The organism is Flavobacterium sp. (assembly GCF_004211145.1).
In the GTDB taxonomy this organism is placed as follows: Bacteria; Bacteroidota; Bacteroidia; order Flavobacteriales; family Flavobacteriaceae; genus Flavobacterium.
This window is the reverse complement of the sequence record NZ_SEBS01000008.1, coordinates 23,190-46,004: the sequence shown is the minus strand read 5'-3', so window position 1 is coordinate 46,004 and position 22,815 is coordinate 23,190. Positions and strand designations below refer to the sequence as shown.

The 22,815-nt window shown below is 48.1% G+C and carries 23 protein-coding genes; 13 read left to right on the top strand and 10 right to left on the bottom strand.

All coding sequences use genetic code 11. The features are described 5' to 3' along the window. Positions 1–19: 19 nt before the first annotated feature. The 9 genes from EOO50_RS05525 to EOO50_RS05485 form a co-directional block, all read right to left on the bottom strand. Positions 20–1,147: a peptidylprolyl isomerase gene (locus EOO50_RS05525; protein ID WP_290838517.1), complete on the bottom strand. Its 1,128-nt coding sequence runs from the start codon at positions 1,145–1,147 to the stop codon at positions 20–22. Position 1,148: 1 nt separating this feature from the next. Next, positions 1,149–1,712: a gliding motility-associated peptidyl-prolyl isomerase GldI gene (gene gldI / locus EOO50_RS05520; RefSeq protein WP_290838516.1), complete on the bottom strand. Its 564-nt coding sequence runs from the start codon at positions 1,710–1,712 to the stop codon at positions 1,149–1,151. A gap of 2 nt (positions 1,713–1,714) precedes the next feature. After that, complete coding sequence (locus tag EOO50_RS05515) at positions 1,715–2,719, bottom strand: bifunctional oligoribonuclease/PAP phosphatase NrnA (RefSeq protein ID WP_290838514.1); 1,005 nt, start codon at positions 2,717–2,719, stop codon at positions 1,715–1,717. Between the two features lie 215 nt (positions 2,720–2,934). Continuing rightward, on the bottom strand, positions 2,935–3,321 hold the full coding sequence (crcB, locus tag EOO50_RS05510) for a fluoride efflux transporter CrcB (protein ID WP_290838513.1): 387 nt from the start codon (positions 3,319–3,321) through the stop codon (positions 2,935–2,937). Next, positions 3,321–3,716, bottom strand: a complete 396-nt coding sequence (locus tag EOO50_RS05505; protein WP_290838512.1) for a biopolymer transporter ExbD — start codon at positions 3,714–3,716, stop codon at positions 3,321–3,323. The genes crcB and EOO50_RS05505 overlap by 1 nt, the downstream gene beginning before the upstream one ends. Further along, the gene (locus tag EOO50_RS05500) at positions 3,706–4,422 is read right to left on the bottom strand and encodes a MotA/TolQ/ExbB proton channel family protein (protein WP_290838511.1); all 717 of its coding nucleotides are present in this window, start codon (positions 4,420–4,422) and stop codon (positions 3,706–3,708) included. Before EOO50_RS05500 ends, EOO50_RS05505 begins: the two co-directional genes overlap by 11 nt. Before the next feature lie 599 nt (positions 4,423–5,021). Continuing rightward, entirely contained in the window at positions 5,022–6,398 is a 1,377-nt protein-coding gene (locus EOO50_RS05495; protein WP_290838509.1) for an exonuclease domain-containing protein, read from the bottom strand. A 519-nt stretch (positions 6,399–6,917) separates the two neighbouring features. Next, entirely contained in the window at positions 6,918–7,487 is a 570-nt protein-coding gene (locus tag EOO50_RS05490; protein WP_290838508.1) for an alpha-ketoglutarate-dependent dioxygenase AlkB, read from the bottom strand. Continuing rightward, on the bottom strand, positions 7,487–8,011 hold the full coding sequence (locus tag EOO50_RS05485; RefSeq protein ID WP_290838506.1) for a hypothetical protein: 525 nt from the start codon (positions 8,009–8,011) through the stop codon (positions 7,487–7,489). The genes EOO50_RS05490 and EOO50_RS05485 overlap by 1 nt, the downstream gene beginning before the upstream one ends. Positions 8,012–8,114: 103 nt before the next feature. On the opposite strand from EOO50_RS05485, the gene guaA reads away from it, so the two are divergent. The 13 genes from guaA to EOO50_RS05420 all read left to right on the top strand — a co-directional run bounded on the left by guaA (position 8,115) and on the right by EOO50_RS05420 (position 21,342). After that, the gene (gene guaA, locus EOO50_RS05480) at positions 8,115–9,644 is read left to right on the top strand and encodes a glutamine-hydrolyzing GMP synthase (protein ID WP_290838505.1); all 1,530 of its coding nucleotides are present in this window, start codon (positions 8,115–8,117) and stop codon (positions 9,642–9,644) included. Positions 9,645–9,659: 15 nt separating this feature from the next. Then, positions 9,660–10,727: a LysM peptidoglycan-binding domain-containing protein gene (locus tag EOO50_RS05475; protein WP_290838504.1), complete on the top strand. Its 1,068-nt coding sequence runs from the start codon at positions 9,660–9,662 to the stop codon at positions 10,725–10,727. A gap of 46 nt (positions 10,728–10,773) precedes the next feature. Beyond that, positions 10,774–12,765, top strand: coding sequence for a LysM peptidoglycan-binding domain-containing protein (locus tag EOO50_RS05470; RefSeq protein ID WP_290838503.1), 1,992 nt, complete (start codon positions 10,774–10,776; stop codon positions 12,763–12,765). Next, the gene (locus EOO50_RS05465) at positions 12,765–13,169 is read left to right on the top strand and encodes an OsmC family protein (RefSeq protein ID WP_290838502.1); all 405 of its coding nucleotides are present in this window, start codon (positions 12,765–12,767) and stop codon (positions 13,167–13,169) included. The genes EOO50_RS05470 and EOO50_RS05465 overlap by 1 nt, the downstream gene beginning before the upstream one ends. Positions 13,170–13,242: 73 nt before the next feature. Continuing rightward, positions 13,243–13,608, top strand: coding sequence for a DUF805 domain-containing protein (locus EOO50_RS05460; protein ID WP_290838501.1), 366 nt, complete (start codon positions 13,243–13,245; stop codon positions 13,606–13,608). Positions 13,609–13,610: 2 nt separating this feature from the next. Then, on the top strand, positions 13,611–13,847 hold the full coding sequence (locus EOO50_RS05455; protein ID WP_290838499.1) for a DUF3820 family protein: 237 nt from the start codon (positions 13,611–13,613) through the stop codon (positions 13,845–13,847). A 100-nt stretch (positions 13,848–13,947) separates the two neighbouring features. Continuing rightward, on the top strand, positions 13,948–15,561 hold the full coding sequence (locus EOO50_RS05450) for a CTP synthase (RefSeq protein WP_290838498.1): 1,614 nt from the start codon (positions 13,948–13,950) through the stop codon (positions 15,559–15,561). Between the two features lie 27 nt (positions 15,562–15,588). Continuing rightward, entirely contained in the window at positions 15,589–17,487 is a 1,899-nt protein-coding gene (gene yidC / locus EOO50_RS05445; protein ID WP_290838497.1) for a membrane protein insertase YidC, read from the top strand. 150 nt (positions 17,488–17,637) lie between these two features. Continuing rightward, entirely contained in the window at positions 17,638–18,435 is a 798-nt protein-coding gene (gene proC / locus EOO50_RS05440; protein ID WP_290838495.1) for a pyrroline-5-carboxylate reductase, read from the top strand. A gap of 10 nt (positions 18,436–18,445) precedes the next feature. Then, complete coding sequence (locus EOO50_RS05435) at positions 18,446–19,156, top strand: hypothetical protein (RefSeq protein ID WP_290838494.1); 711 nt, start codon at positions 18,446–18,448, stop codon at positions 19,154–19,156. Between the two features lie 123 nt (positions 19,157–19,279). Continuing rightward, positions 19,280–20,470: a tRNA 2-thiouridine(34) synthase MnmA gene (gene mnmA / locus EOO50_RS05430; RefSeq protein WP_290838493.1), complete on the top strand. Its 1,191-nt coding sequence runs from the start codon at positions 19,280–19,282 to the stop codon at positions 20,468–20,470. Positions 20,471–20,484: 14 nt separating this feature from the next. Further along, a complete protein-coding gene (locus EOO50_RS05425; RefSeq protein ID WP_290838492.1) occupies positions 20,485–20,910 on the top strand; it encodes a hypothetical protein in 426 nt (141 codons plus the stop codon). After that, positions 20,911–21,342, top strand: coding sequence for a hypothetical protein (locus EOO50_RS05420; RefSeq protein ID WP_290838491.1), 432 nt, complete (start codon positions 20,911–20,913; stop codon positions 21,340–21,342). An 81-nt stretch (positions 21,343–21,423) separates the two neighbouring features. Here EOO50_RS05420 and EOO50_RS05415 read toward each other — a convergent pair whose 3' ends face one another. After that, positions 21,424–22,803, bottom strand: a complete 1,380-nt coding sequence (locus EOO50_RS05415) for a T9SS type A sorting domain-containing protein (RefSeq protein ID WP_290838490.1) — start codon at positions 22,801–22,803, stop codon at positions 21,424–21,426. Positions 22,804–22,815: the final 12 nt, after the last annotated feature.

Genomic DNA, 22,815 nt, shown 5'->3' with positions numbered 1-22,815 from the left:
ATTTTATGATATGACGAATTTAGTTGGATTTGTTTTCTTTCGGATTCTTGACGAGTTCGACCTCGAACACCAGATTGGCGTCAGGTGGAATGATGCCGCCCGCTCCCGCTGCTCCGTAACCCAATGATGCGGGTATGAACAGCACGGCTTTGTCGCCATACGAAAGTTGTGCCATTCCTTCTTTGAAGCCTGGAATCAATTGACCTTCCGGTCCGTATTTGAACGGCATCGGCAAATAACCGCCGCCGCGCTCGCGATTTTGGTCGAACTTTCCGTATTGCTGTACGACTTCGATCATGTTGCTGTCGAACAACAGGCCGTTTTCGAGATAGCCCGCATAGTTCATGAAGGTCATGTCGCCATTGGCCGGTTTTTCGCCCGAACCTTTCTTGGTGATCACGAATTCAAGTCCCGACGCGGTCTTCGTAGCCGTCTTGCGCAACGCCGCGAAATTGGTGACTTTCCCATTCATGACCGCTCCGTATTTGTCTTGGTAAGCTTTTTCATTTTCGGCGGCGATAGCGGCTTGTTTTTTCTGGCTCTCGGCTTCTTTTGCGAAATAATCGTTGAACGTCTTCACGGCGTCGAAACGTTTTGCGGCTTCGCCCACGCGGATGATTTTTACGTTTTCCATCACGTCGTCCTGAGCGATCGAATCCACGACTTCCTGCCCGGTCACGACATACCCGAACACCGAGTGGCGTCCGTCGAGCTGGGGCGTCGGAACATGCGTAATGAAAAATTGGCTTCCGTTTGTGCCCGGTCCCGCGTTCGCCATCGAAAGCGTTCCCGCACGATCGTGTCCAAGCCCGCCGAACTCGTCGCTGAATTTGTAACCCGGACCGCCCGAACCGTCGGCTAGCGGATCGCCACCCTGGATCATGAAACTGCTCACGACGCGGTGGAATTTCAATCCGTCATAAAATGGTTTGCCTTTGAATTGTTGGTCGACGAATGGGTTTTTTCCTTCGGCCAAGGATACGAAATTCGCAACTGTGATCGGCGCTTTTTCATATTCGAGTTCTAATAGGATGTCGCCTTTGTTGGTGTGGATTTCGGCATACAAACCGTCGGCGAGGTCTTTGTTTTCATCCTTGCAAGAGACGAATGCAAGGGCAAGCAGAAGTGCGAAAATGCTTCTTTTCATGTTATTCGGTAGTGGTTTTTTGTTCGGGTTTAAAATCGGTCAAAGTTACGGTACAAATAAGCGGTTGGTTTTGCCTGATGCGACGGTTATCGCCGTGGTAGCCGTAACCCATGTGAGACGGGAACAGAAATTTCACGGTTTCGTTCTTGTGCATAAGCTTGATGCCGTGGCGCAATCCCATCATGATCTTTTGTTCTTTGTCGACGTAATATTCCTGCGGACGCAATTCGAGTTCCGAGTAGATCACGTTTCCGTCAAGGTCGGTCAATTCGTAGTTGAAATACGCGATGTCGCCTTTCCTCGGACGCAACGTATCGGCTGTATTTTGCTTGATATACGTATACCAATAGCCTTTTTTCGATGCGAGGTATTTTTGGTTCGGGTTGCTTTTGATGATGGAATCGATTTTTCCTTCCTCGCCCGCGACCAATTTCTTGTTGCGTTCCACCGATTCCTGCATGAACGTGCCGCCCGAGTGGGAAACCGGTTTGCGCGCCTGTTGCTGGCTGCAGCAAGCCGTAACCAATGCGATTAGCGAAAATAGTAGGATGTGTTTTAGTTTCATGGCTAAATGGTGATTTGGGAAACGAGGCCTTCGAACTTGCGCACGGTTTCCTCGAGCGATGTCAAGGATTTTCCGCCCGCGGCGTTGATGTGGCCGCCTCCGTTAAAATGATCGCGCGCGAATTGGTTCACGTCGAAATCGCCTTTTGAGCGGAACGAGATCTTGATGATGTTCTCGTCTCTATGCTCGATAAAAATTGCCGTGAAATTGATGCCTTTTAGACTCAGGCCGTAATTCACGACGCCTTCAGTATCGCCTTTCACATAACCGAACGTGTCGAGATCGTGTTGTGAAAGCGTGGTATAACTCGTTTTTTTGTTCGGGACAACTTTTAGGTTCTGCAATGCTTTTCCTAGCAATTGCAGACTGTTGTACGTATTGCTGTCGTAAACCGCGTTGTGGATTTGGCCGTTTTCTATGCCGAGGTCGATCAGGTCGGCGACGATGCGATGCGTCTTGCTTGTGGTCGACGGAAACCGGAACGAACCTGAATCGGTCATGATGCCGCAATAAATGCAAGTCGCGATGGTCTTGTCGATCAGATCCTTTTTGCCGAGGCCTGAAATGAAGTCGTAAATCATCTCGCACGTCGATCCGTAAGCCGTGTTCGAGAACATGAACTTCGCATAACCGTCGGGTTTTTGATGGTGGTCGATCATAATGAACAATCCCTTGAGCTTCGCGAGCGTGTGTTCCATTTCGCCGGTTCGGTGCAAGGCGTTGAAATCGAGCGTGAAAATGATTTCGGCCGATTCCAATACTTTGGTTACGCTTTCCTTATTTTTTTCGAATACCAGAACCGTTTCGGACGATGGCAACCACGCAAGGAAATCCGGGAATTCATTGGGCGCGATGACCGTCGGCTCGTGCCCGAGTTTCAAAAGGAAGTGATACAACGCCAAAGTCGAGCCCATTGCGTCGCCGTCAGGGCTGCGGTGCGGGATGATTGCGATGCGTTTTGGAGACGCCAGTAAAGCGTTGATTTGTTGAAAATCCTGCTCGTTCATAGGGTGCGAATTTACATCTTTTTCGTAAATGGAGTTGGCATTTAGTAATTCATTGTGAGCGTAAACGGGAGTTTTTGTTTATTTTTTATTGAACGCATCGAGGTTCAAAGGAACTTCAATTTTTTGACACGAAGACACGAATGCACGAAGTCACTAAGAGAGCTTCTCATCTTGTTGAACAGGATGGAGTTTGTTTTTTTTTGATGATGCAGATTTTACGCAGATTGCTGAAGGTCCGAAATTACGAGTCCTAGCCAGACGGCGGCCAATCCCGTGATGATGCTTGAACCGATGTAAATTAGTGCGAGTGCGGGATTCCCGTTTTGGAAAAGCTTTATGTTTTCGAGCGAGAACGCCGAGAAGGTCGTGAATCCGCCACAGAAACCTGTGATCAAAAGCCATTTCATTCCCGAATCGGATAATTGGTTTTTTTCAAGATATCCGAAGAAAAACCCGACGAGAAAACAACCTAAAACATTTACGGCAAAAGTTGCGATCGGAAATGCCGACGATATGTATTTCGCGGTCAGAACCGATGCCAAATATCGTAAAACGCTTCCTGCCGCGCCTCCGAAAGCTACGAGAAGCAGGTTGCGCCACATCAGTTCTTGGCCGTCGCGATTACGAAATTGAGCTTGAGTTTCACGCCGATCTGCATCAAATCGACAAGATCCTGGACCATAAGGTCGGCCGGAATTCGGATCACGACGTTTTTGTCGCCCGAATTCTGCACACGTTGCGCGAGTTCAAGTTCCAATTGGTCGAACGGAATTTCGTCCTTGTTCAGGAAGTATTGCTTTTCAGGCGTGACTGAAAGCGTCAAATGGTCTTTTTTCGTGGTTTCGGTCGACTCGGCTTTGGGCAAGGTCAACTTGATCACGTTCGGGTTGGCCAGCGTCGAGATGATGAGGAAAAACAGGAACAAAAAGAACATGATGTCGCTCATAGACGCCGAGAACAACTCGGGCTCGAAACGCCTTTTTCTTTTAATTGCCATCTGGAGACTGGATTACGTTTATGATTTCTAGTGTCTGGGCTTCGGCTTTCACCGTGAAACCGTCAATGACCATGTTGTAAAGGTGATACCCGGCATAGGCGATAACCCCGACGACAAGTCCTGCGCCCGACGAGATCATTTTCTCGTACAATCCGCCTGAAATGGTCTGGATGTTCAAATTACCCGTTGTCGAGATCGAGTGGAAAATCTTGATAACCCCGGCAATCGTTCCGATAAATCCGAGAATTGGCGCGACACCTGAAATCAATCCGAGGTAGCCGAGTCCTTTTTCCATTTTCGCGATTTCAATGTTCGCCGTTTTTTCCATCACCGATTCGATTTCGCTAATTGGACGTCCGATCGTCTGGATGCCGCTTTTCAAGATCGTCGCCGTCGAGTTTCCGTCGCGGCTGCAAAGCATCACGGCGTTATCAATGCGTCCGGCACGCAATTGCGATTTTACTTCGCTCATGAGATTCGGATCTTGTTTTGAAAGTTTTTTGATCGACATCGCGCGCTCGATGATCACGTAAACGCAAAAGAATAGAAGTACGATCAACGGATAGATCATGATTCCGCCTTTGAGCACGAAGTCGAGATAGGAGACGTTTTCAGTAACGGCTACAGTGGCTGTTGCGGCGTCGGTTGCATTTGCGATCGTGTCGGTAACCGGTTCGGCTTGGAGCAGTAATGTGAGGAATTGCATAAAAATATCGAGGTTTTAATTTGTCTTGAACAAAAATGCGCATTTTTTGGGTGGAGGAATACGCTGTTAACTGTTTTTTATTAACGGATTGTTGTTGGTAAGGTTAACGTGGAAAGTTGTAATGTATTGTTTTTGGTTGATGCGTTGATGTGTTGATGCGTTTATTTGAGTTGTTGTCTGCCGTTGGGTGTTTGTAGTTTAGGTATTAAGCAAAAATCGCTCTTCAGTTGCGTTTTGTCATTCTGGCGACGCAGAAGCAAAAATCTGTTGCGTGTAATCGATCGATTATTGATTTGTTTGAATCGAAATCTTCACTTGGAATCTTGTCGCTTTACGGGATAGGGAAATCGCGTTCGGCTGGATTTTTCATGCTGAGCGTGTTGGTAGATTTGGCTCTTCGTTTACGTTTTATTCGTCTTTGGATATTTTATTTAAATTGATTTTTTTTGAGGTTTACTTTGGTTTAAGTTATTGATTTAATGATGCTTACGGAACACCCTGTCAGGGTTGTTTTTAACCGAAGTCACACGTCTGGATTTTCTACTCATGAATAGTCAAAACGCAAAATCCGCCAGGATTTCCAAACCAATCCCACAAACTCAAATCAACACCTTCCCCGGAAATTTCCTCGAATAATTAAAAATCAACTGTTTGATATATTGATTGCTGCGGTATTGCGTCACGTGGTCTTTTAGCGCCGACGGTTCGGTGATTCCGACGCTCGAATCGATATAACCCATGCCATAGAATTCCCCGTTTTCAACCCAGATGCAGCTGCGTTCCTCGTCCGATCGGCCTTTGTCGATGATCGCGAAACTCGGTTTGTTCTCTCGCAAGGAGTTGATTGCGTTTTCGACTTTTTGGTTGTGGGTGTTTGCGTCGGGCAAATTCGTATTATCGTATTTCACTACGATTTCACCTTCGGCAGGTCGTCCGTATTTGCAGAATCGGTGGTCGATGTGGAACTTTTGCGACAGGTTCAACAGCGCATGTACCGCGTCGTATTCGGTACTGAAAACCTCGATGCACGTTTGGAATTTGCTGAGTTTTCCGACAGCCAGATAGTTGTAGCCGTTGCGCGCCTCGTATCGGTACAGTCCGAATTTAGGGTCGAACCGCTTCAACGCCGTGTTGTACGTCGGCCATAACTTCTTGATTTCGGTACATTCCAGCAACAACGCCATGAGTTCGGTCGCGCAGACCTCGAACGATATTCCGTGGATATCGCGCAAGAAATACTGGCGCTGCGGTTTCACGCTATGGCCGCTGAAGTGCGACGCGACGCGCTTCTTCAAATTGATCGCCTTCCCCACGTAAATCACTTTCCCGACGCGATCGTAGAAATAATAGACACCAGGCTTTTCAGGTAATTTCTCGAAATCCCCGACGGGAAGATTCGGCGGGAAACGCTGGTCGGGCGCGGTTTTCCTTATCATTTTTTCGATATCGCCGTTCAAATCCCATTGGAGTAATCTTGAAAAAAGTATCGTCGTCGCATCGGCATCTCCGCCCGCGCGGTGCCTGTTCTCCAACGGGATTTCGAGGAATCGGCAAAGATTCCCGAGGCTGTACGATTGCAGACCCGGCTTGATTTTTCTCGCGGCTCGGACCGTACATAATTTCTTCGCGGTCCATTTAAAGCCGGCTTGTTCCAACTGATGTCGCACGAACGAATAATCGAAGTTCACATTGTGCGCAACGAAAATCCTGTCGGTCAACATGTCGAGAACTTTCGCCGCGATATCGTCGAAAATAGGAGCGTGGCGCACCATTTCGTTGTTGATTCCCGTGAGCGCGAAAATCGGGATCGGGATTTCCTTTTGAGGATTCACGAGCGTTTCCCATCGATCAATGATGTTCACGCCGTCGTGGATGATGATCGCGATTTCAGTTATGCGGCTGCCGCTGGCGTTTCCTCCGGTGGTTTCTATGTCGACGATGGCGTATGTTGCGTTGTTCATTTGTTCACTGTTCATTTGTTCATTTGAGTCGATGTCTTCCGTTGGTGGCTTGATATTGTTTAATCGTTTAACCGTTTATTTGTTTATTTGAGTCGATGTCTTCCGTTGATGGATCGGTTTTTTGTTGATTTGTTGATGCGTTGATTTGTTTATTTGAAGAATCGGTTGTGCCTTTGGCGGAGGTTTTTCGTTGTTTATTTACGTTTTTGGTGTGGGCGTTCCGGCGGCAGGAAAATCCAAATTAAATCACGATTTTGGTTTGCCGCCGTCGGGCTGTCGGCACTCGCTATTTTCTCGTGCCTCGAAAATGAGCTCAAACAAAGCCGCCATCCCTAACGCGGTATAGGTCGAACAGAGATTTTTTTGATTAGAACCAGTTCCATTTTTACCCTGACAGGGTGGTTTTTAAAGCATTTGTATTCAGTTACTTAGTAAGATAAAAAGTTTCTTCCTCCTACGTCGTCATAATGACAAAACACCCAACGGAAGACATTAATTCAAATCAACCAATCAACGCATAACGCATAAACCCTTTCACCCAAACTTCCGAAACGTCAAATTCACCCTCGCATCCAAAACCTTCATTTGCTTGGGGATCGCATGTTGCCAAAATTCCTGGGTTTCCCCTTTCATGACCAACAAACTTCCGTTTTCAAGAACCAGGGAAACCGTTTCCTTCGATCGCTTGTGCCGGAATGCAAATTTACGGTCGGCGCCCAGACTTATGGAGGCGATCGCCGAACATTTAACTATTGTTTTTTCATCGTCCGAATGCCAACCCATGCTTTCGCTGCCGTCGTGATACAAATTGAGCAGGCATGAGTTGTAGGTTTCGCGCGAAAGTTCCTCGGCGATCGCTTTCAATTCGAGCAATTCTTTCGTCCACGGTAGAGCGGTTTTCGTCGCGCCCGAATATTTGTACGCGAACGGTTCGCTTCCGTGCCAGGCCGTTTTGCGTTTGGTCGTGATGCGCTTTCCGAACAACACGACTTCATCGTTTTTCCATTCGATCGTCGCCAGCAATTTCTCAAGATAGACGTCGGGCGTCGGAATGACTTTTCCGTAATACTGCGCGATGCCGTCGTTCAGAAGCAGATTCTCCATCACTTTTTGAACACCGATTGTTTCACGGCTTCGATGAGTCGTTGCCCTTCATCGGCCTTCGCGTAATACACATTTATCGTGAGCGCTTCGTTTTTGAACAGTCGCGTGAACGTCGTCGTGTATAAGATGAAGTTCGCGTCGGCGGTGAGTTTCGTCGTGAAAACAATGAATTTCAATCCGCTTATCGTGGTTTCCGATTGTTCGAGTGTGGTCGATTCGGGCATCATCTGGTTGGCGACATCAACAGCTTCCGACCGAGCGGCCAACGCGGCTTTCGCGTAATTTCCGTCGATGCTTTCGTCGAACGGTTCCGAATAGGCTTCGATGTAATGCGCGGGATCTTTCTGGTGTCGGAACAAGATCTGGGCATCGACGGTCGCGTCCTGCTCCTCAGGGTTCGGTGCGTAACCGCTCGGGATTTTTATGGTCCAGCCGAATTGTTTAAAGCTCAGCGTCTTATCGGTGGTTTGGCAGAATGCCGATGCCGAGACGAGCAACAGGCACAAAACGTGTAATTTTCTCATAGTTCCTAAACGTGCCAATTTACGAAATATTGGCGGTTGAAAACTGTGTCGAAAAAATTAACAATCTGCTTTTGCAATCTAAAATGTTGAACTATTTTTGCACATGCAACACAACGTACTGATTTTAGATTTCGGCTCGCAATACACACAACTCATTGCTCGCCGCGTTCGCGAATTGAATATCTTCTGCGAAATTTTCCCTTACAATCATTTTCCTGACGATTTGTCGAGTTATAAAGCGGTCATCCTTTCGGGCAGCCCGTTCTCGACTCGTGCCGATGACGCGCCTCATCCCGATTTGTCGCAAATCCGTGGCAAGATGCCGTTACTCGCCGTTTGTTACGGAGCGCAGTATCTCGCGCATTTCGACGGTGGCGAAGTCGGAGCGTCGAGCACTCGTGAATACGGTCGCGCGAATCTGTCCTATATAAAGGAAGGCGAGGATTTTTTCAAGGATGTCGAATTGAATTCGCAGGTCTGGATGTCGCATTCCGATACGATCAAGAAGTTGCCGACGAATGGCGTGAAACTCGCGAGCACGCACGATGTCGAGAACGCCGCATATAAAATCGAAGGTGAAACGACGTACGCGATCCAGTTCCATCCTGAAGTCTATCACTCGACCGACGGCAAGAAAATGCTCGAGAATTTTTTGGTGAACATCGCGCACGTACCGCAAAATTTCACACCGAACGCGTTCGTGGAGGAAATCGTGGCCGAACTGCAACAGAAAATCGGGGACGATAAGGTCGTGCTCGGATTGTCGGGCGGTGTCGATTCTACCGTTGCCGCGGTGCTTCTGAACAAAGCCATCGGGAAAAACCTGTATTGTATTTTCGTAAACAATGGATTGTTGCGCAAGAACGAATTCGAAAGCGTTCTGCACCAATATAAAGACATGGGATTGAACGTGAAAGGCGTCGATGCTGAAGATCGTTTCCTGTCGCAACTCGAAGGAATTTCGGATCCCGAGACGAAGAGAAAGACCATCGGTCGCGTTTTCATCGAGGTTTTCGACGATGAGGCGCACCAATTGACTGACGTGAAATGGCTTGCCCAAGGCACGATTTATCCTGACGTGATCGAATCGGTTTCGGTGAAAGGTCCGTCAGCGACGATAAAATCGCATCACAATGTTGGCGGTTTGCCCGATTTCATGAAACTTAAAGTCGTCGAGCCGTTGCGCATGTTGTTCAAGGACGAGGTGAGACGCGTCGGGAAAACGCTTGGAATCGATGCTGAACTTTTGGGACGGCATCCGTTCCCGGGCCCGGGATTGTCGATCCGGATTTTGGGAGATATCACGAAAGAAAAAGTTCGTATCTTGCAAGAGGTTGATGCTGTGTTCATTGACGGTTTGAAATCTTGGGGATTGTACGACAAAGTTTGGCAGGCCGGAGCGATTTTGCTTCCTGTGAACAGCGTCGGCGTAATGGGAGACGAACGTACCTATGAGAAAGTAGTCGCCCTGCGCGCGGTGGAATCGACCGACGGGATGACCGCCGATTGGGTTCATTTGCCTTATGATTTCCTCATGAAGACCTCGAACGACATCATCAACAAAGTCAAAGGAGTGAACCGGGTTGTGTATGACATCAGCTCGAAACCGCCCGCCACGATTGAATGGGAATAACCTAAATTGAAACATATGAGAAAAGTAATTCTGATTTTACTTTTAACGATCGCCCCGAATCTTTTCTCACAACCTAAAAACCAAGAGTACAAGATCGTCGACCATACGGTTATGATGGGCGAATCCGTGCGCATGCTTTCCAAGAAATACCTCGTGCCGCCGTCTGAGATTTACCGTCTCAACAAATTTGCGGTCGATGGTATAAAAGAAGGAATGGTGCTCAAGATTCCTGTTCCGATAAAGGACGAGCCTGTCGTCGAGGAAGCCGTTTCGCAGACTGAAACTCCGGTAAGTGAAACGCCCGTTGCCGAAACGCAACCTGTGCAAGCGGCTCCGGCCTATGAAAATCAAAGTACCGAGCACCGCGTACAGTCAGGTGAAACCATTTCAGGTCTCGCCCAGCAATATGCGGTTACCGTGCAGGCGATAAAGGACGCGAACCCAAAAGTTGCGAAACGCGGCTTGCGTACCGATGAAGTCATCATCATTCCACCCGTAATGCCAAGCGACGATTTCGTGAATGAAGTCATGGGTGCGGCTCCTGGAAAAACCGACGTTGCCGTGAAGACGACTTCTTCGGCCAGCGAAGGGAAGCCGGTTTCAGAAACCCAAGCGGTTGCCGTGACGCCTGAAACATCGGGTTCGACGACGCATCGCGTGAAATCGGGAGAAACATTGTCAGTGCTCGCCCAGAAATATGGCGTGACGTTGAAACAGCTCAAGGATGCGAATCCAAAAGTGGCGAAATGCGGTTTGCGCGCCGATGAGACGATCAACATTCCGTCGGCCGGCAGTATTTCCAATACCGTCACATCGGTAGAAGTCGTGGAATCGGCTCCCGTAAAAACCGAGGAACCGCCTGTCGCGGCTTCGGCTGAACAAACGACACAAATCGAAGCGCCCGCTACTGAAACACCCGTTGCAAGCGGTGAAGTCATCGAACACAAAGTCAAACCCGGCGAGACGCTTTTTGGGCTTTCGAGAAAATATAATGTGAGCGTGGACGTTATCAAAAAGCAGAACGCGCGCTCTTTGGCACATGGCTTGCAAGTCGGGCAAGTCATAAAAATTAAGCCCGAGTAGCGTTTTAGGCGTATCTTTGGCAAACCCGAATCATAAATTACAAGTTATGAAGTACTTTTTAATATTGCTGTTTTCTGTTTTTTCGTTCCAATTGGCTTCGGCCCAGGATTACGTCAAGCACAAGGTCGCCAAATCTGAATCGGTGACGCAAATCGCAAAAAAGTACAACGTTACCCCATTCGATATCTACAGGCTGAATCCCGATGCGCAGAATGGCGTGAAGGAAAACGACGTGTTATTGATTCCGTCATCGGCCCAGTTCGTATCGTCGACCGTTGCCGCTAAACCTCGAACGCACGTCGTTGCGCAGGGCGAGACGTTGTTCAGCATCGCGCGTAAGTTCGACGTGAGCGTCGCGAATCTTGAGAAGGTAAACGCCGACATCTTAAAATCAGGACTCAAAACGGGACAGACGATCAGCATTCCGGGTGGAAATACGTCCATCGGAGCCCAACCGGAGGTCAAATCGACCGAGAAGAAAGTCAGCGATTCGAAAGCCGCTTTAGTCGCACAGGACGGAGTTTCACACACCGTGCAGCAAGGCGAAACGAAATTCTCTATCGCGAAAAAATACAGGATTTCAGTCGCGGAACTGGAACGCCAAAATCCTTTGATCGTTTCAGGATTGCAATCGGGAACCGTACTTCACATCAAGTCTGAGACGCGACCGTCAAAAACCGGCGATCCTGTCGTCGAGAAACCGAAACCGAAAGTCGTCGAGATGGATGCGCCGAGCACAACGACGACCGAAACCGTGAAAGTTCCCCAGAAAGCAGGTTATGCGAACTACGAAGTCAAGCCAAAGGAAACGATGTTCAGTTTGACGCAACAGTTCAATATTACGCAACAGGAACTCATCGCGTTGAACCCGACCCTTAAGGACGGCGTGAAATCGGGAATGATCCTCAAGGTTCCGGGCAAAGGTTCGATTGCCGTCGAGACACGTCGCGACTACACCGATCTGGCCAAGAACATAAATAAATCCGCGAAGAAACAACTCGTCTTGTTGCTTCCGTTCAACGCGGCGAAAATCACGGCCGATACGACGAAAGGAACCGCGGAACGACTCAAGAAGGACGCGTTTTTGAATCTCACGCTTGATTTTTATTCGGGTGCGTTGATGGCGATTGATTCGGCCAGGACGCTTGGTTTGAACATCGATGTGAAGATTCTCGATTCCGAGGAAAGCAAATCGTCGTCGAAGGTCCTCGATCTGATAAAGGCGAATAATCTCAAGAATGCCGACGCGTTGATCGGGCCATTCTACCAACAACACGCCGAGAAAGCCGCAGCCGAATTGGGAAGCGTCGCCGTGATTTCGCCATTGTCCAAGGAAGGAAGCGCCGCATATCCGAACTTGTATCAGGCGATGCCGTCAGAAGCTGTCGCCAAAAAAGCGATGCTCGATTATTTGTATTCGAAAGGCGCGAACATAATCTTGGTAAGCGATCCGAAGCGAAATTCGACCAAAGAACTCATCAACGGTTCATATCCCGATATCAAATTCGCCGAACTCGACGCGTCAGGTAACGTGATTGCCGATAAACTACGCGCCTCGCTCGTGAAGGACAAACAGAATTATGTCGTGCTCGATACTGAGAAAACGGGGATGATTCTGGCGACGACGAACGTGTTGCTCAGCGAAATCAGCAATTTCAAAGTCCAGATCGCAATCCTCGAGCAGAACGAAACCCTCGATTTCGAAGAGGTTTCAATGAAACGACTTACAATCCTGAAATTGGTTTATCCGGCCATGACGCGTGACAACGATTCTGAAGCCGCGCGTGCTTTCCGCGAAAACTACAAGGCGAAGAATCGCGTTTTCCCTAGCCAATATGCGACGAGAGGTTTTGACGTGACGTTCGATACGATGCTGCGATTGTCTCAAGGTCTTTCATTCGCCGAGTCGGCAGCGACGCAGAAAACCGAGCAGGTCGAAGGCAAGTTCGATTACGGGAAAAGCGGCGAAGGCGTCGTGAACAAAGGAATCTACATCTTACAATATAACGAGGATCTCTCAGTTAAAGAATCAGAATAATGACATCAAAAGTGACGTATTTGGGCGATTTGAGGACGTCGTCGGTACATATTCAATCGGGTAGCGAGATTATTTCGGACGCGCCCGTCGATAACAACGGCAAAGGGGAAGCTTTTTCCCCGACCGACACGGTTGCCAACGCGCTCGCGAGCTGCATGCTCACCGTGATGGGAATCAAGGCGCGAACATTGGATGTGGATTTCACGGGTGCCACGGCCGACGTCACGAAACACATGCAGGCCGAACCTCGCAAAATCTCAAAAATCGAAGTGCATTTCAACATGGGTATTTCGGCCGATGAAAAAACGAAAACCATTTTGGAACGCACGGCGCTTACCTGTCCGGTTCATTTGAGCCTGAATCCCGATATCGAGAAATCGATTTCGTTTACTTGGTTAGGTTGATAACTTTTTAGGTGTTAAATCTGTTTTACTCCTGAAATTCAATAAATTGCCAGTCAACCAATAACTAAATATTATGTTTAAAAATCCTTTTTCTTTTGAAGGTCGTATCCGCAGGATGGAGTACGGCCTGAGTGTGTTGATTTACGTTATCGCGATCTACGGAACTTTGTTCGCGACTACCGCCATCTTTGGCGAAAGTTCAGGCGTGGGCAGTATCATACTGCTTGTCGTTATCGTTCCGGCTCTTTGGTTCATGATCGCGCAGGCGGCCAAACGTTGCCATGATCGCGGAAACAGCGGTTGGTGGCAACTGATTCCTTTTTACGGGCTTTGGTTGCTTTTTGGCGAGAGCGAATTCGGTGAAAACGAATACGGCCCGAATCCAAAAAATGAAGGCAACGGCAATGAGGTCAACGATATAGGAACGCCTCAGGAGTAAGAATGCAGGACCAGCACAAACAGCTCATCAAATTAGCCCATACAAAAATGCCCTTCGGAAAATACGAGGGGCGTTTTCTTATAGACCTGCCCGAATATTACGTGGTCTGGTTTCATGGCCAGGGTTTTCCGAAAGGACAACTCGGTGACCAATTGCGGTTGGTGTATGAGTTGAAGTTGAACGGGCTTGAGGAGCTGGTTCGAAATATCAGGCGCAATTATCCGGCGCCCAAAAAGTGATCAGTCGCGTGTTCATAATTGTCAATTATCCATTATCCATTGTCAATTAATAATCGTATTTTTGCACCGTTTTTTACACGACACAACTACTGAAATTACCATGAATCAAACGAAATATATTTTTGTTACCGGCGGTGTGACGTCATCCTTAGGGAAAGGCATCATCGCGGCGTCGCTTGCAAAATTATTACAGGCGCGCGGTTATCGCACGACGATCCAAAAATTCGATCCGTACATCAACGTCGATCCGGGAACATTGAATCCGTATGAACACGGGGAATGTTATGTGACCGACGACGGTGCCGAAACCGATCTCGACCTCGGACACTACGAGCGTTTCCTGAACGTTCCCACGTCTCAGGCGAACAACGTGACAACGGGACGCGTCTATCTTTCGGTCATCGAAAAAGAAAGAAGAGGCGAGTTTTTAGGAAAAACCGTCCAGGTCGTTCCGCACATCACCAACGAGATCAAGGAACGCATGCAATTGCTCGGGAATTCGGGCAATTACGATATCGTGATCACTGAAATCGGAGGAACCGTCGGGGATATCGAGTCGCTTCCATACATCGAATCGGTGCGCCAATTGATCTGGGATTTGGGCGAAAGCAACAGTCTCGTGGTCCATTTGACGCTCGTTCCGTATCTTGCGGCGGCCGGCGAATTGAAGACGAAACCCACGCAGCACTCGGTTAAAACCTTGATGGAAAGCGGAATCAAAGCCGATATCCTGGTTTGTAGGACCGAACACGAATTGTCGGACGAATTGCGCCAGAAAATGGCGTCGTTCTGTAACGTGTCCCGCGATTCGGTCATCCAATCCATCGATGCATCGACGATTTACGAAGTGCCGAATTTGATGCTTCAGGAAGGTCTTGATGTCGTCGCGCTTAAGAAACTCGCGCTTCCGAAGAAAAACACACCTGACCTTACAAACTGGAACGTGTTCCTTCACCGACTCAAGAATCCGAAACATGTCGTGAACATCGGCCTCATCGGGAAATACGTCGAATTGCAGGATTCGTATAAGTCGATCATAGAAGCGTTCATCCACGCGGGTGCGGCGAATGAGACGAAAGTAAACGTCGTTTCAGTACATTCCGAATATATCGATGCGAACAACGTAGCCGAGAAATTCAAGGATCTCGACGGCGTACTCGTTGCTCCGGGATTCGGCGAACGCGGCATCGAAGGAAAGATCGAAGCGGTCCGTTATGTACGCGAGAACAACATTCCTTTTTTAGGGATTTGTCTCGGGATGCAGATGGCGGTTATCGAATATTCACGAAACGTGCTCGGGCTCAAAGATTCGAACTCTACCGAAATGAACGAAGGCACGGCGAACCCGGTCATCGATTTGATGGAAGAGCAAAAAACGATTACCGACAAAGGCGGAACGATGCGTCTCGGCGCGTGGAAATGCGACATAAAAGACAATACGTTGGCGCGCATGATCTACAACAAGCCACAGATTTTGGAACGTCACCGTCACCGATATGAATACAATGGCGAATATGCCGAATCGCTTGAAAAAGCAGGATTGAAATCATCGGGAGTAAATCCTGATACAGGTTTGGTCGAGATCGTCGAATTGGAAAACCATCCGTTTTTCCTTGGCGTGCAATACCATCCCGAATATAAAAGTACAGTCGCCAACCCGCATCCGCTTTTCGTAAGCTTTGTGGAGGCGACCGTGAAAGCAAAACAGAAATAAATAGCGCACGGCTTTCGTGCAACTCAAATGGAAAAGAAGAAATTAGACCTCAGTACCATCATCGGTTTCGTATTGATCTTTGGTATCGTGGTATGGATGACGATTTGGAACCAGCCGTCGGAAGCTGAAATCGCAGCCGAAAAAGCTAAGAAGGAACAAGTAGAAAAAGCGAAGAAAGTCAATGCCATCAAGGCGAAACAGGTTGACGAAATCGCAGCTGACACGACTTCGAACGATTCGACGAAATTAATTGCGTTGAAAGGTACTTTGGGAAGTTTCGCGTATTCGGCGACTCTGCCGTCGGCTACATCGGCAACAACCACGCTTGAGAATGATCTTGTGAAACTTGTCATCTCGAACAAAGGCGGCTACATCAAGGAAGCGACGCTCAAGAAATACGAGAAGTTCGAGAAGAATTCGGGGAAATTGGTCGAGTTGATCAAGTCGAACAACGCAAACTTGAATTTGTCGCTTCGCACGAAAGATAACCGTTCGCTTGATACGAAAAATCTTTTCTTCGAACCTGTCTTGACTAAAATCGGTGACAGCCAGGTCTTGACCCTTAGACTGAAAGCCGGTCCCGAACAATTCCTCGAATACCGTTACGTGCTGAAGCCGAACGATTACATGCTCGATTTCGACGTGCGTTCACAAGGTTTGTCGAACGTACTCGATACGACGAAACCTGTCGATCTGGAATGGGATATGAAGACGTTCCGCAACGAGAAAAGCGTCGCGTATGAGAACCGTTACGCCGAAGTCATCTACGAATACGACGGTGGGAAAGATACGTATCTCGGACAAGGCAAAGACGACAAGGAAACCGTCGAGGACGTGACGTACATCGCATACAAACAACATTTTTTTACGTCGATCCTGCTTACCAAGACGCCGTTCAAATCAGTCGATCTCGAGTCGACGAACTTGGTTGACGACGCACAGATAGACACGACGTTCACGAAGGCATTCAAGACGAAAGCGCCACTCGCGTTCAACAGCGCCGGCGAGCTTGACTATAAGATGAATTGGTATTACGGCCCCGCCGATTATAAATTGTTGAACGCTTACGACCGTAACCTTGACGAAATCATTCCGCTGGGTTGGGGAATTTTCGGGTGGATCAACAAATGGATTTTCGTGCCGTTGTTCGGATTCCTCGGATCGTACATCGCTTACGGGATCGCGATCATTATCTTCACATTGCTTATCAAACTCGCAATGTCGCCGATCACATACCGTTCGTTCCTGTCTCAGGCGAAGATGCGCGTGTTGCGTCCGGAAATTACCGAAATCAACAACAAGTTCACGAAAGACCCGATGAAGCGTCAGCAGGAAACGATGGCGTTGTACAATAAGGCGGGCGTGAATCCGCTTGCGGGCTGTATTCCGGCGCTGATCCAATTGCCGTTCATGTATGCGTCGTTCCAGTTTTTCCCGAGCGCGATCGAACTTCGCCAAAAGAGTTTCCTTTGGGCGAACGACCTTTCGTCGTTTGATGAAGTGGCGAAATTGCCATTCACTATTCCTGTTTATGGAAACCACGTGAGTCTGTTCCCGATCTTGGCTGCTATCGCGATTTTCTTCTATATGAAGATGACATCGGGCGACCAGGCGATGGCGCAACCGCCTCAGGAAGGAATGCCCGACATGAGCAAAGTCATGAAGATCATGATTTACCTGTCGCCGCTGATGATGTTGTTGTTCTTCAACAACTACGGTTCAGGTTTGTCGTTGTATAACTTCATCTCGAACTTGGTGACAATCGCGATCATGGTCGTGATCAAGCGTTATGTGGTCGATGAGAACAAGATCCACGCCCAGATCCAGGAAAACAAGAAGAAACCGAAAACCCAGGGTAAATTCCAGAAGAGAATGCAGGAATTGATGGAGCAGGCTGAGACGCAAAAAGCGCAGAAGAAAAAGTAATTTGAAAATTTGGAAATTTGGAAATTTGAAAATTGGCTTTTCGTTTGAGATTACGAATTTCCTTCGATTGTTGTCTGGAGCGTAACCATGTTTTAAAACAGAACGTAAAATTTTCAAATTTTCAAATTTTCAAATTTCCAAATTCAAAAAATGAAAATCACCATCATCGGTTACGGCAACATGGGGAAAACCTACGCCAAGAGTTTCATCAACTCGGGTGTTGTCGCGCCGCATGAGATTTTCGTGGTGAGCCGAAAGATTCCGTTGATCCTCAACAATCCGATCCCGTTCGATAACTTTTCGACCGAAGCCAAAACGTTCGTGGGTGATTGTGATGTTGTTGTTTTGGCGGTTAAGCCTCAGGATTTCAATGAATTATCAAAGACCCTGTCAGGGTTGTTTTTAGAAGATTGCATCGTGCTTTCCATAATGGCCGGCATCAAAATCAACACCATCTCGAAGCTTACCAAAGCGACCAAAATCATCCGCGCAATGCCAAACATGGCGTCGAGTATCGGAATGGGAATGACCGTTTTCACGGCGTCCGAAAGCATCGCGATCGACGACCTGATGACGATCCAAAACCTGCTCAACACGACCGGGAAATCGCTCCACGTGAAAGACGAGAAGATGATCGATGCGGCCACGGCTGTTTCAGGAAGCGGGCCCGCCTACATTTTTTACTTCATGGACGCGATGAACAAAGCCGCGCAGCATCTTGGCTTTTCACCGTCCGAAGCTGAAATTTTGGTGAGCCAGACGTTTTTGGGCGCAATAAATCTGCAAATTGGCAGTTCTTTATCTGAACCCGAACTCATCGCGAAAGTAGCGTCGAAAGGCGGCACGACCGAACGGGCATTGTCGGTTTTCGAATCGGCGAAACTCAACGGGATCGTCGTCGATGCCATCAATGCGGCGAACCAACGCGCAATCGAACTCGGATCTTAAAAACATACACATGGTTAGACTATTTTTTAGCTGTATTGCGATTTTGTTTTTCGCCGTCGCTCTTGCCCAAACCAACCAGAACGACGAACAAGGCAGGAAACACGGCTTGTGGAAAGGTGTTTACGAGGAATCGAAACGCCCGAGGTACGAAGGAACTTTCGAACACGGAAAGGAAATCGGCACGTTCAAATTCTTCGACGACACGAAGGCGGGAACTGTTATCGCGACGCGTGAATTCGCGCCCGACGGTTCGGCTTACACGACTTTCTATGATCAAAAGAAAAGTAAGGTCAGCGAAGGAAAAGTCGTGAGCCGCGAGTACGAAGGCCTTTGGAAATATTACCACGAAGCCTCGACCGTAGTCATGACCACCGAAAATTATAAGAACGGCAAGCTCGAAGGCAAACGAACCGTGTATTACAAAAACGGAAAGTTGGCTGAAGAAACCACATACGTCGCCGGAATCAAAACCGGCCCGTATAAAAAATACGCCGACAATGAAGCCAATGTCGTGCTCGAGGAATCGGTATATAAAAACGGGATTATCGAAGGTCCGGCCTTATACCGCAACCCCGACGGCACGATTGCATCGAAAGGAAATTACGTGAACGGCGAGAAAAAAGGCGTTTGGGAATTTTACGAAGGCGGCAAACTCAAGAAGAAGGAAACGTATCCATTGCGCAAGAAGTTGCAGAAACTCGAGAAACGCAAAGATTTTTAGTAATTTTGCGTTTTTATTAGTAATGAATAATGAACAGTTGATAATTAGTGATTTACTGTGATCGAGCGAGATTTTCTCCGGTTCGAATCATTGTCAATTATTAATTATTAATTATTAATTCAAATGAAGAAAAGAGTAGTAGTCGGACTATCCGGCGGAGTGGATTCAAGTGTCGCCGCGTATTTGCTGCAACAACAAGGGTATGAGGTCATCGGGTTGTTCATGAAGAACTGGCACGACGAGGGCGTCACGATCTCGAACGAATGTCCGTGGCTTGAAGACAGCAACGACGCGCTTTTGGTGGCCGAAAAACTCGGGATACCATTCCAAACCGTCGATTTATCGGAACAATATAAGGAACGCATCGTCGATTACATGTTCGCCGAATATGAAAAAGGACGCACGCCGAACCCCGACGTGTTGTGCAACCGCGAAATAAAATTCGACGTGTTCATGAAAATCGCGCTCTCTCTCGGAGCCGATTTCGTCGCGACAGGCCATTACTGCCGAAAGTCGGAACAAACGATCGACGGGAAAACCGTGTACAGTTTGCTTTCAGGCGCCGACGCGAACAAGGACCAATCGTACTTTTTGTGCCAGTTGACCCAGGAACAATTAAGCAAAGCGTTGTTCCCGATCGGGGAATTGCAAAAATCCGAAGTTCGAAAAATAGCTTCCGAAATGGAATTGGTAACGGCCGAGAAGAAAGATTCACAAGGTTTGTGTTTCATCGGAAAAGTGCGTCTGCCCGAATTCCTGCAACAAAAATTACAGCCAAAAGACGGTTTGATTTATCAGGTCGACGAGTCGGCGCACATCTATACTCCTGAAATTCCTGCGTTCGAATCGCCCAAAGACGAACTCGAATTCGCGGCCCACAACATTCCGTACAAACCTGAAATGGGAAAAGTCGTCGGGAAACATCAAGGTGCACATTATTATACGATCGGCCAACGCAAAGGCCTGAACGTCGGCGGAACCAAAGAACCGCTGTTCATCATCGCAACCGACGTCGAATCGAATGCGATTTACACTGGGATGGGGCAGTCGCATCCGGGATTGTTCCGCAAGGCCTTGTTTATCCAAAAAGAAGAGATACATTGGGTGCGCGAAGATTTGAGGATTCACGACAACGAAACCCTCGACGTCATGGTTCGCATCCGATACCGCCAACCGTTGCAGAAAGCGACCTTGCATCAATTCGAGAACGGCATGTACATTTCGTTTGAAGATGCGCAGTCGGCCATAACCGAAGGGCAATTCGCCGCCTGGTATATAGGCGAGGAACTAGTCGGATCGGGAGTAATTTCATAAGTAACCCTACGAACATGAGAAATATTTACGCATTGTTATTCGTCGCCTTGTTTGCATTCGGATGTTCCGGATCAGACGAGAAAGCGACCACGAAATTTTATTTGACGGCCGATGGCGTACAACGTCCGTTCTTCGCCGAAGCGACCGATGATGTCAACGCCGACGGGGAAAACGCCGTTCTGGTCTACGCCGACAAAACCGACGAACAGCTCACGTTCGACGTACGTCAAGACACGACGGGCGACAACGTGGTCGAGCATGTCGAATTTATTCCGAGTGTGGCTGACGGCACGTTGTTTTATTTGTCGGGCGCATCTTTTTCAGAGATTACGGTCAACACGGAGAATCGATTAAAAGGAACGTTTGCGGGTAACATGACTGATGGTGATGTCGAGAAATACGTGGAGTTCACGTTTGATATCATCAGGGAGTCGAATTAAATGAAGCGGATTTTTGTCGTTTTTTGCGCGTTGGTTTTGTTTGGCTGTACGGCTGATGACGAGCGTTCGGGAAAAATAGAAATAGAAGTCGATGGCGTTTCGGCTATAATAAAAAAAGCAAGTTCCGTTAACTCTGGAATTGCGGGGTTCGACTTTTACAATAACTTCGGCATTACGTATGGCGGATTGTGGTCAGGACATAGCATCTATTTCACGCACAGTCCGGGAAGTGCGCAACTTCAAAGCCTTGAGTATTATCCCATAAATACGGCTTACGACAGTCACCAAGATGTTTACCGCCCATTGGACGCTTATCAATCTGACGTCGAACTGGAAACGGATGATTTCATCAAAGGAACATTTTCAGGTGAATTCGTTAACCAGCAGGGCGACAGCAAGCAAATTTCAGGACAATTCAAAATCTATAAATAGAAAAACCCGCCGAATATGTTCAGCGGGTTTTTCGTTTTTGTAGGTTGAATTGTTGAATCGGTTATCGTAAATGAGCCGACGTTATTTCTTCAAGAATTTCATCACCTGCTTTCGTTCGCACGATGAAATCTCAACAAAATACATGCCTTGTGCGAGAAAGCTGACGTCGATTTTTTCCAGATCACCGCTCGCATTCAGTACCGTTTTTCCGGTCGTATCGGTTATTGAAACACTTTTCACATCGGTATTTGCACCGACGATATTTATTTCGTTATCGGTCGGATTCGGGTAGATCGTAAACTTTGAAACTGCTTCGATTTCATCGATATCTAAAACCGTTGCGCAACTCGTCGGGCCGGGAATCGCCGAATTTGCCCAAGTCCCGTTGCCCAAGCCGCCGTAAGTTGCGTTGCTTCCCCAGGCGTATAACGTGCCGTCTTCTTTGAGCGCGTATGAAACCTGAGTCCCGGATTGAATCGCTTTCCAATCGGTGTCGGTGCTGAGTTGAACAGGCGCCAATACGCTGCTGCCCAAACCGTCGCCGACCTGTCCGTAATTATTTTGACCCCAACCCCAAAGTGTTCCGTCGGTTTTTAAAGCGAGCGTGTGCCGAAGTGTGGTGCTTGCGATTTGCCAGTTGGTATCGGTTCCGATTTGTACCGGAGATGGACGCGTGTCGGTTGTTCCGTCTCCAAGATTGCCGCTTGCGTTGGTGCCCCAAGCCCATAATGTTCCGTTGTTCTTGATTGCCAAGGAATAGCCGAAACCGCCTTCGCAGGATTGCCAGTCGGTATCAGTACCTAGTTGTGTCGGTATTGTCGTCGGATTTGTATAGGCTTGGCCCAATGTGCCGTTGCTCGATCCCCAAACCCAAAGCGTGCCATTTTCTTTTATGGCTAAAGTATGAGTACTTCCGCAGGTTATAAACGCCCAATCGGTGTCGTTTGTAATTGGTATCGGATTAGATTCGTGTTCGAAAACGCCTGTAGAGACGCCGTTCACGCCATTGCCCAGTTGGCCAAAATCATTGTAACCCCAGCCCCAAAGTGTTCCGTCGGTTTTTAAGGCGACAACGTGATTCCCTCCGGCAATGACTTTTGTCCAATTGTTGTCTAGATTTACTGGAGCAAACGCATTCCTGAAATTTGCCGTGCCGTCGCCCATTTGCCCGACGTCATTGCGGCCTGTCGCCCAAATTGTTCCATCGGACTTTAATGCATAGGTTTGATGCTCGCCCAGGGAAATATCGACCCAGTTGCCTTCCAGTAAAAGATAGGGCAGGTTTACTGCGAACGGCGCATTGGTCAATTGTCCGTCAGTGTTCGATCCCCAGCCGTATATTTTCCCGTTGGCTGCTTTCGCCAAAATATGCATGTCGGCGGGATATATTTCGTCCCAACATTGACTGTTTGCGCTTAGGTTTGTGATAACTAAAAGAAAAGCAGCGTAGTATGTTTTCATTTGTTAGGTTTT

Bases quoted from the DNA above. Each gene is read 5' to 3' on its own strand.
- EOO50_RS05420 (WP_290838491.1), top strand. From the start codon at position 20,911: ATGAAGCGGATTTTTGTCGTTTTTTGCGCGTTGGTTTTGTTTGGCTGT.
- proC (WP_290838495.1), top strand. From the start codon at position 17,638: ATGAAAATCACCATCATCGGTTACGGCAACATGGGGAAAACCTACGCC.
- EOO50_RS05455 (WP_290838499.1), top strand. From the start codon at position 13,611: ATGCAGGACCAGCACAAACAGCTCATCAAATTAGCCCATACAAAAATG.
- EOO50_RS05435 (WP_290838494.1), top strand. From the start codon at position 18,446: ATGGTTAGACTATTTTTTAGCTGTATTGCGATTTTGTTTTTCGCCGTC.
- EOO50_RS05500 (WP_290838511.1), bottom strand. From the start codon at position 4,422: ATGCAATTCCTCACATTACTGCTCCAAGCCGAACCGGTTACCGACACG.
- EOO50_RS05515 (WP_290838514.1), bottom strand. From the start codon at position 2,719: ATGAACGAGCAGGATTTTCAACAAATCAACGCTTTACTGGCGTCTCCA.
- EOO50_RS05425 (WP_290838492.1), top strand. From the start codon at position 20,485: ATGAGAAATATTTACGCATTGTTATTCGTCGCCTTGTTTGCATTCGGA.
- EOO50_RS05475 (WP_290838504.1), top strand. From the start codon at position 9,660: ATGAGAAAAGTAATTCTGATTTTACTTTTAACGATCGCCCCGAATCTT.
- crcB (WP_290838513.1), bottom strand. From the start codon at position 3,321: ATGTGGCGCAACCTGCTTCTCGTAGCTTTCGGAGGCGCGGCAGGAAGC.
- EOO50_RS05460 (WP_290838501.1), top strand. From the start codon at position 13,243: ATGTTTAAAAATCCTTTTTCTTTTGAAGGTCGTATCCGCAGGATGGAG.
- EOO50_RS05470 (WP_290838503.1), top strand. From the start codon at position 10,774: ATGAAGTACTTTTTAATATTGCTGTTTTCTGTTTTTTCGTTCCAATTG.
- mnmA (WP_290838493.1), top strand. From the start codon at position 19,280: ATGAAGAAAAGAGTAGTAGTCGGACTATCCGGCGGAGTGGATTCAAGT.
- EOO50_RS05495 (WP_290838509.1), bottom strand. From the start codon at position 6,398: ATGAACAGTGAACAAATGAACAACGCAACATACGCCATCGTCGACATA.
- yidC (WP_290838497.1), top strand. From the start codon at position 15,589: ATGGAAAAGAAGAAATTAGACCTCAGTACCATCATCGGTTTCGTATTG.
- guaA (WP_290838505.1), top strand. From the start codon at position 8,115: ATGCAACACAACGTACTGATTTTAGATTTCGGCTCGCAATACACACAA.
- EOO50_RS05450 (WP_290838498.1), top strand. From the start codon at position 13,948: ATGAATCAAACGAAATATATTTTTGTTACCGGCGGTGTGACGTCATCC.
- EOO50_RS05485 (WP_290838506.1), bottom strand. From the start codon at position 8,011: ATGAGAAAATTACACGTTTTGTGCCTGTTGCTCGTCTCGGCATCGGCA.
- EOO50_RS05490 (WP_290838508.1), bottom strand. From the start codon at position 7,487: ATGGAGAATCTGCTTCTGAACGACGGCATCGCGCAGTATTACGGAAAA.
- EOO50_RS05415 (WP_290838490.1), bottom strand. From the start codon at position 22,803: ATGAAAACATACTACGCTGCTTTTCTTTTAGTTATCACAAACCTAAGC.
- EOO50_RS05525 (WP_290838517.1), bottom strand. From the start codon at position 1,147: ATGAAAAGAAGCATTTTCGCACTTCTGCTTGCCCTTGCATTCGTCTCT.
- EOO50_RS05465 (WP_290838502.1), top strand. From the start codon at position 12,765: ATGACATCAAAAGTGACGTATTTGGGCGATTTGAGGACGTCGTCGGTA.
- gldI (WP_290838516.1), bottom strand. From the start codon at position 1,712: ATGAAACTAAAACACATCCTACTATTTTCGCTAATCGCATTGGTTACG.
- EOO50_RS05505 (WP_290838512.1), bottom strand. From the start codon at position 3,716: ATGGCAATTAAAAGAAAAAGGCGTTTCGAGCCCGAGTTGTTCTCGGCG.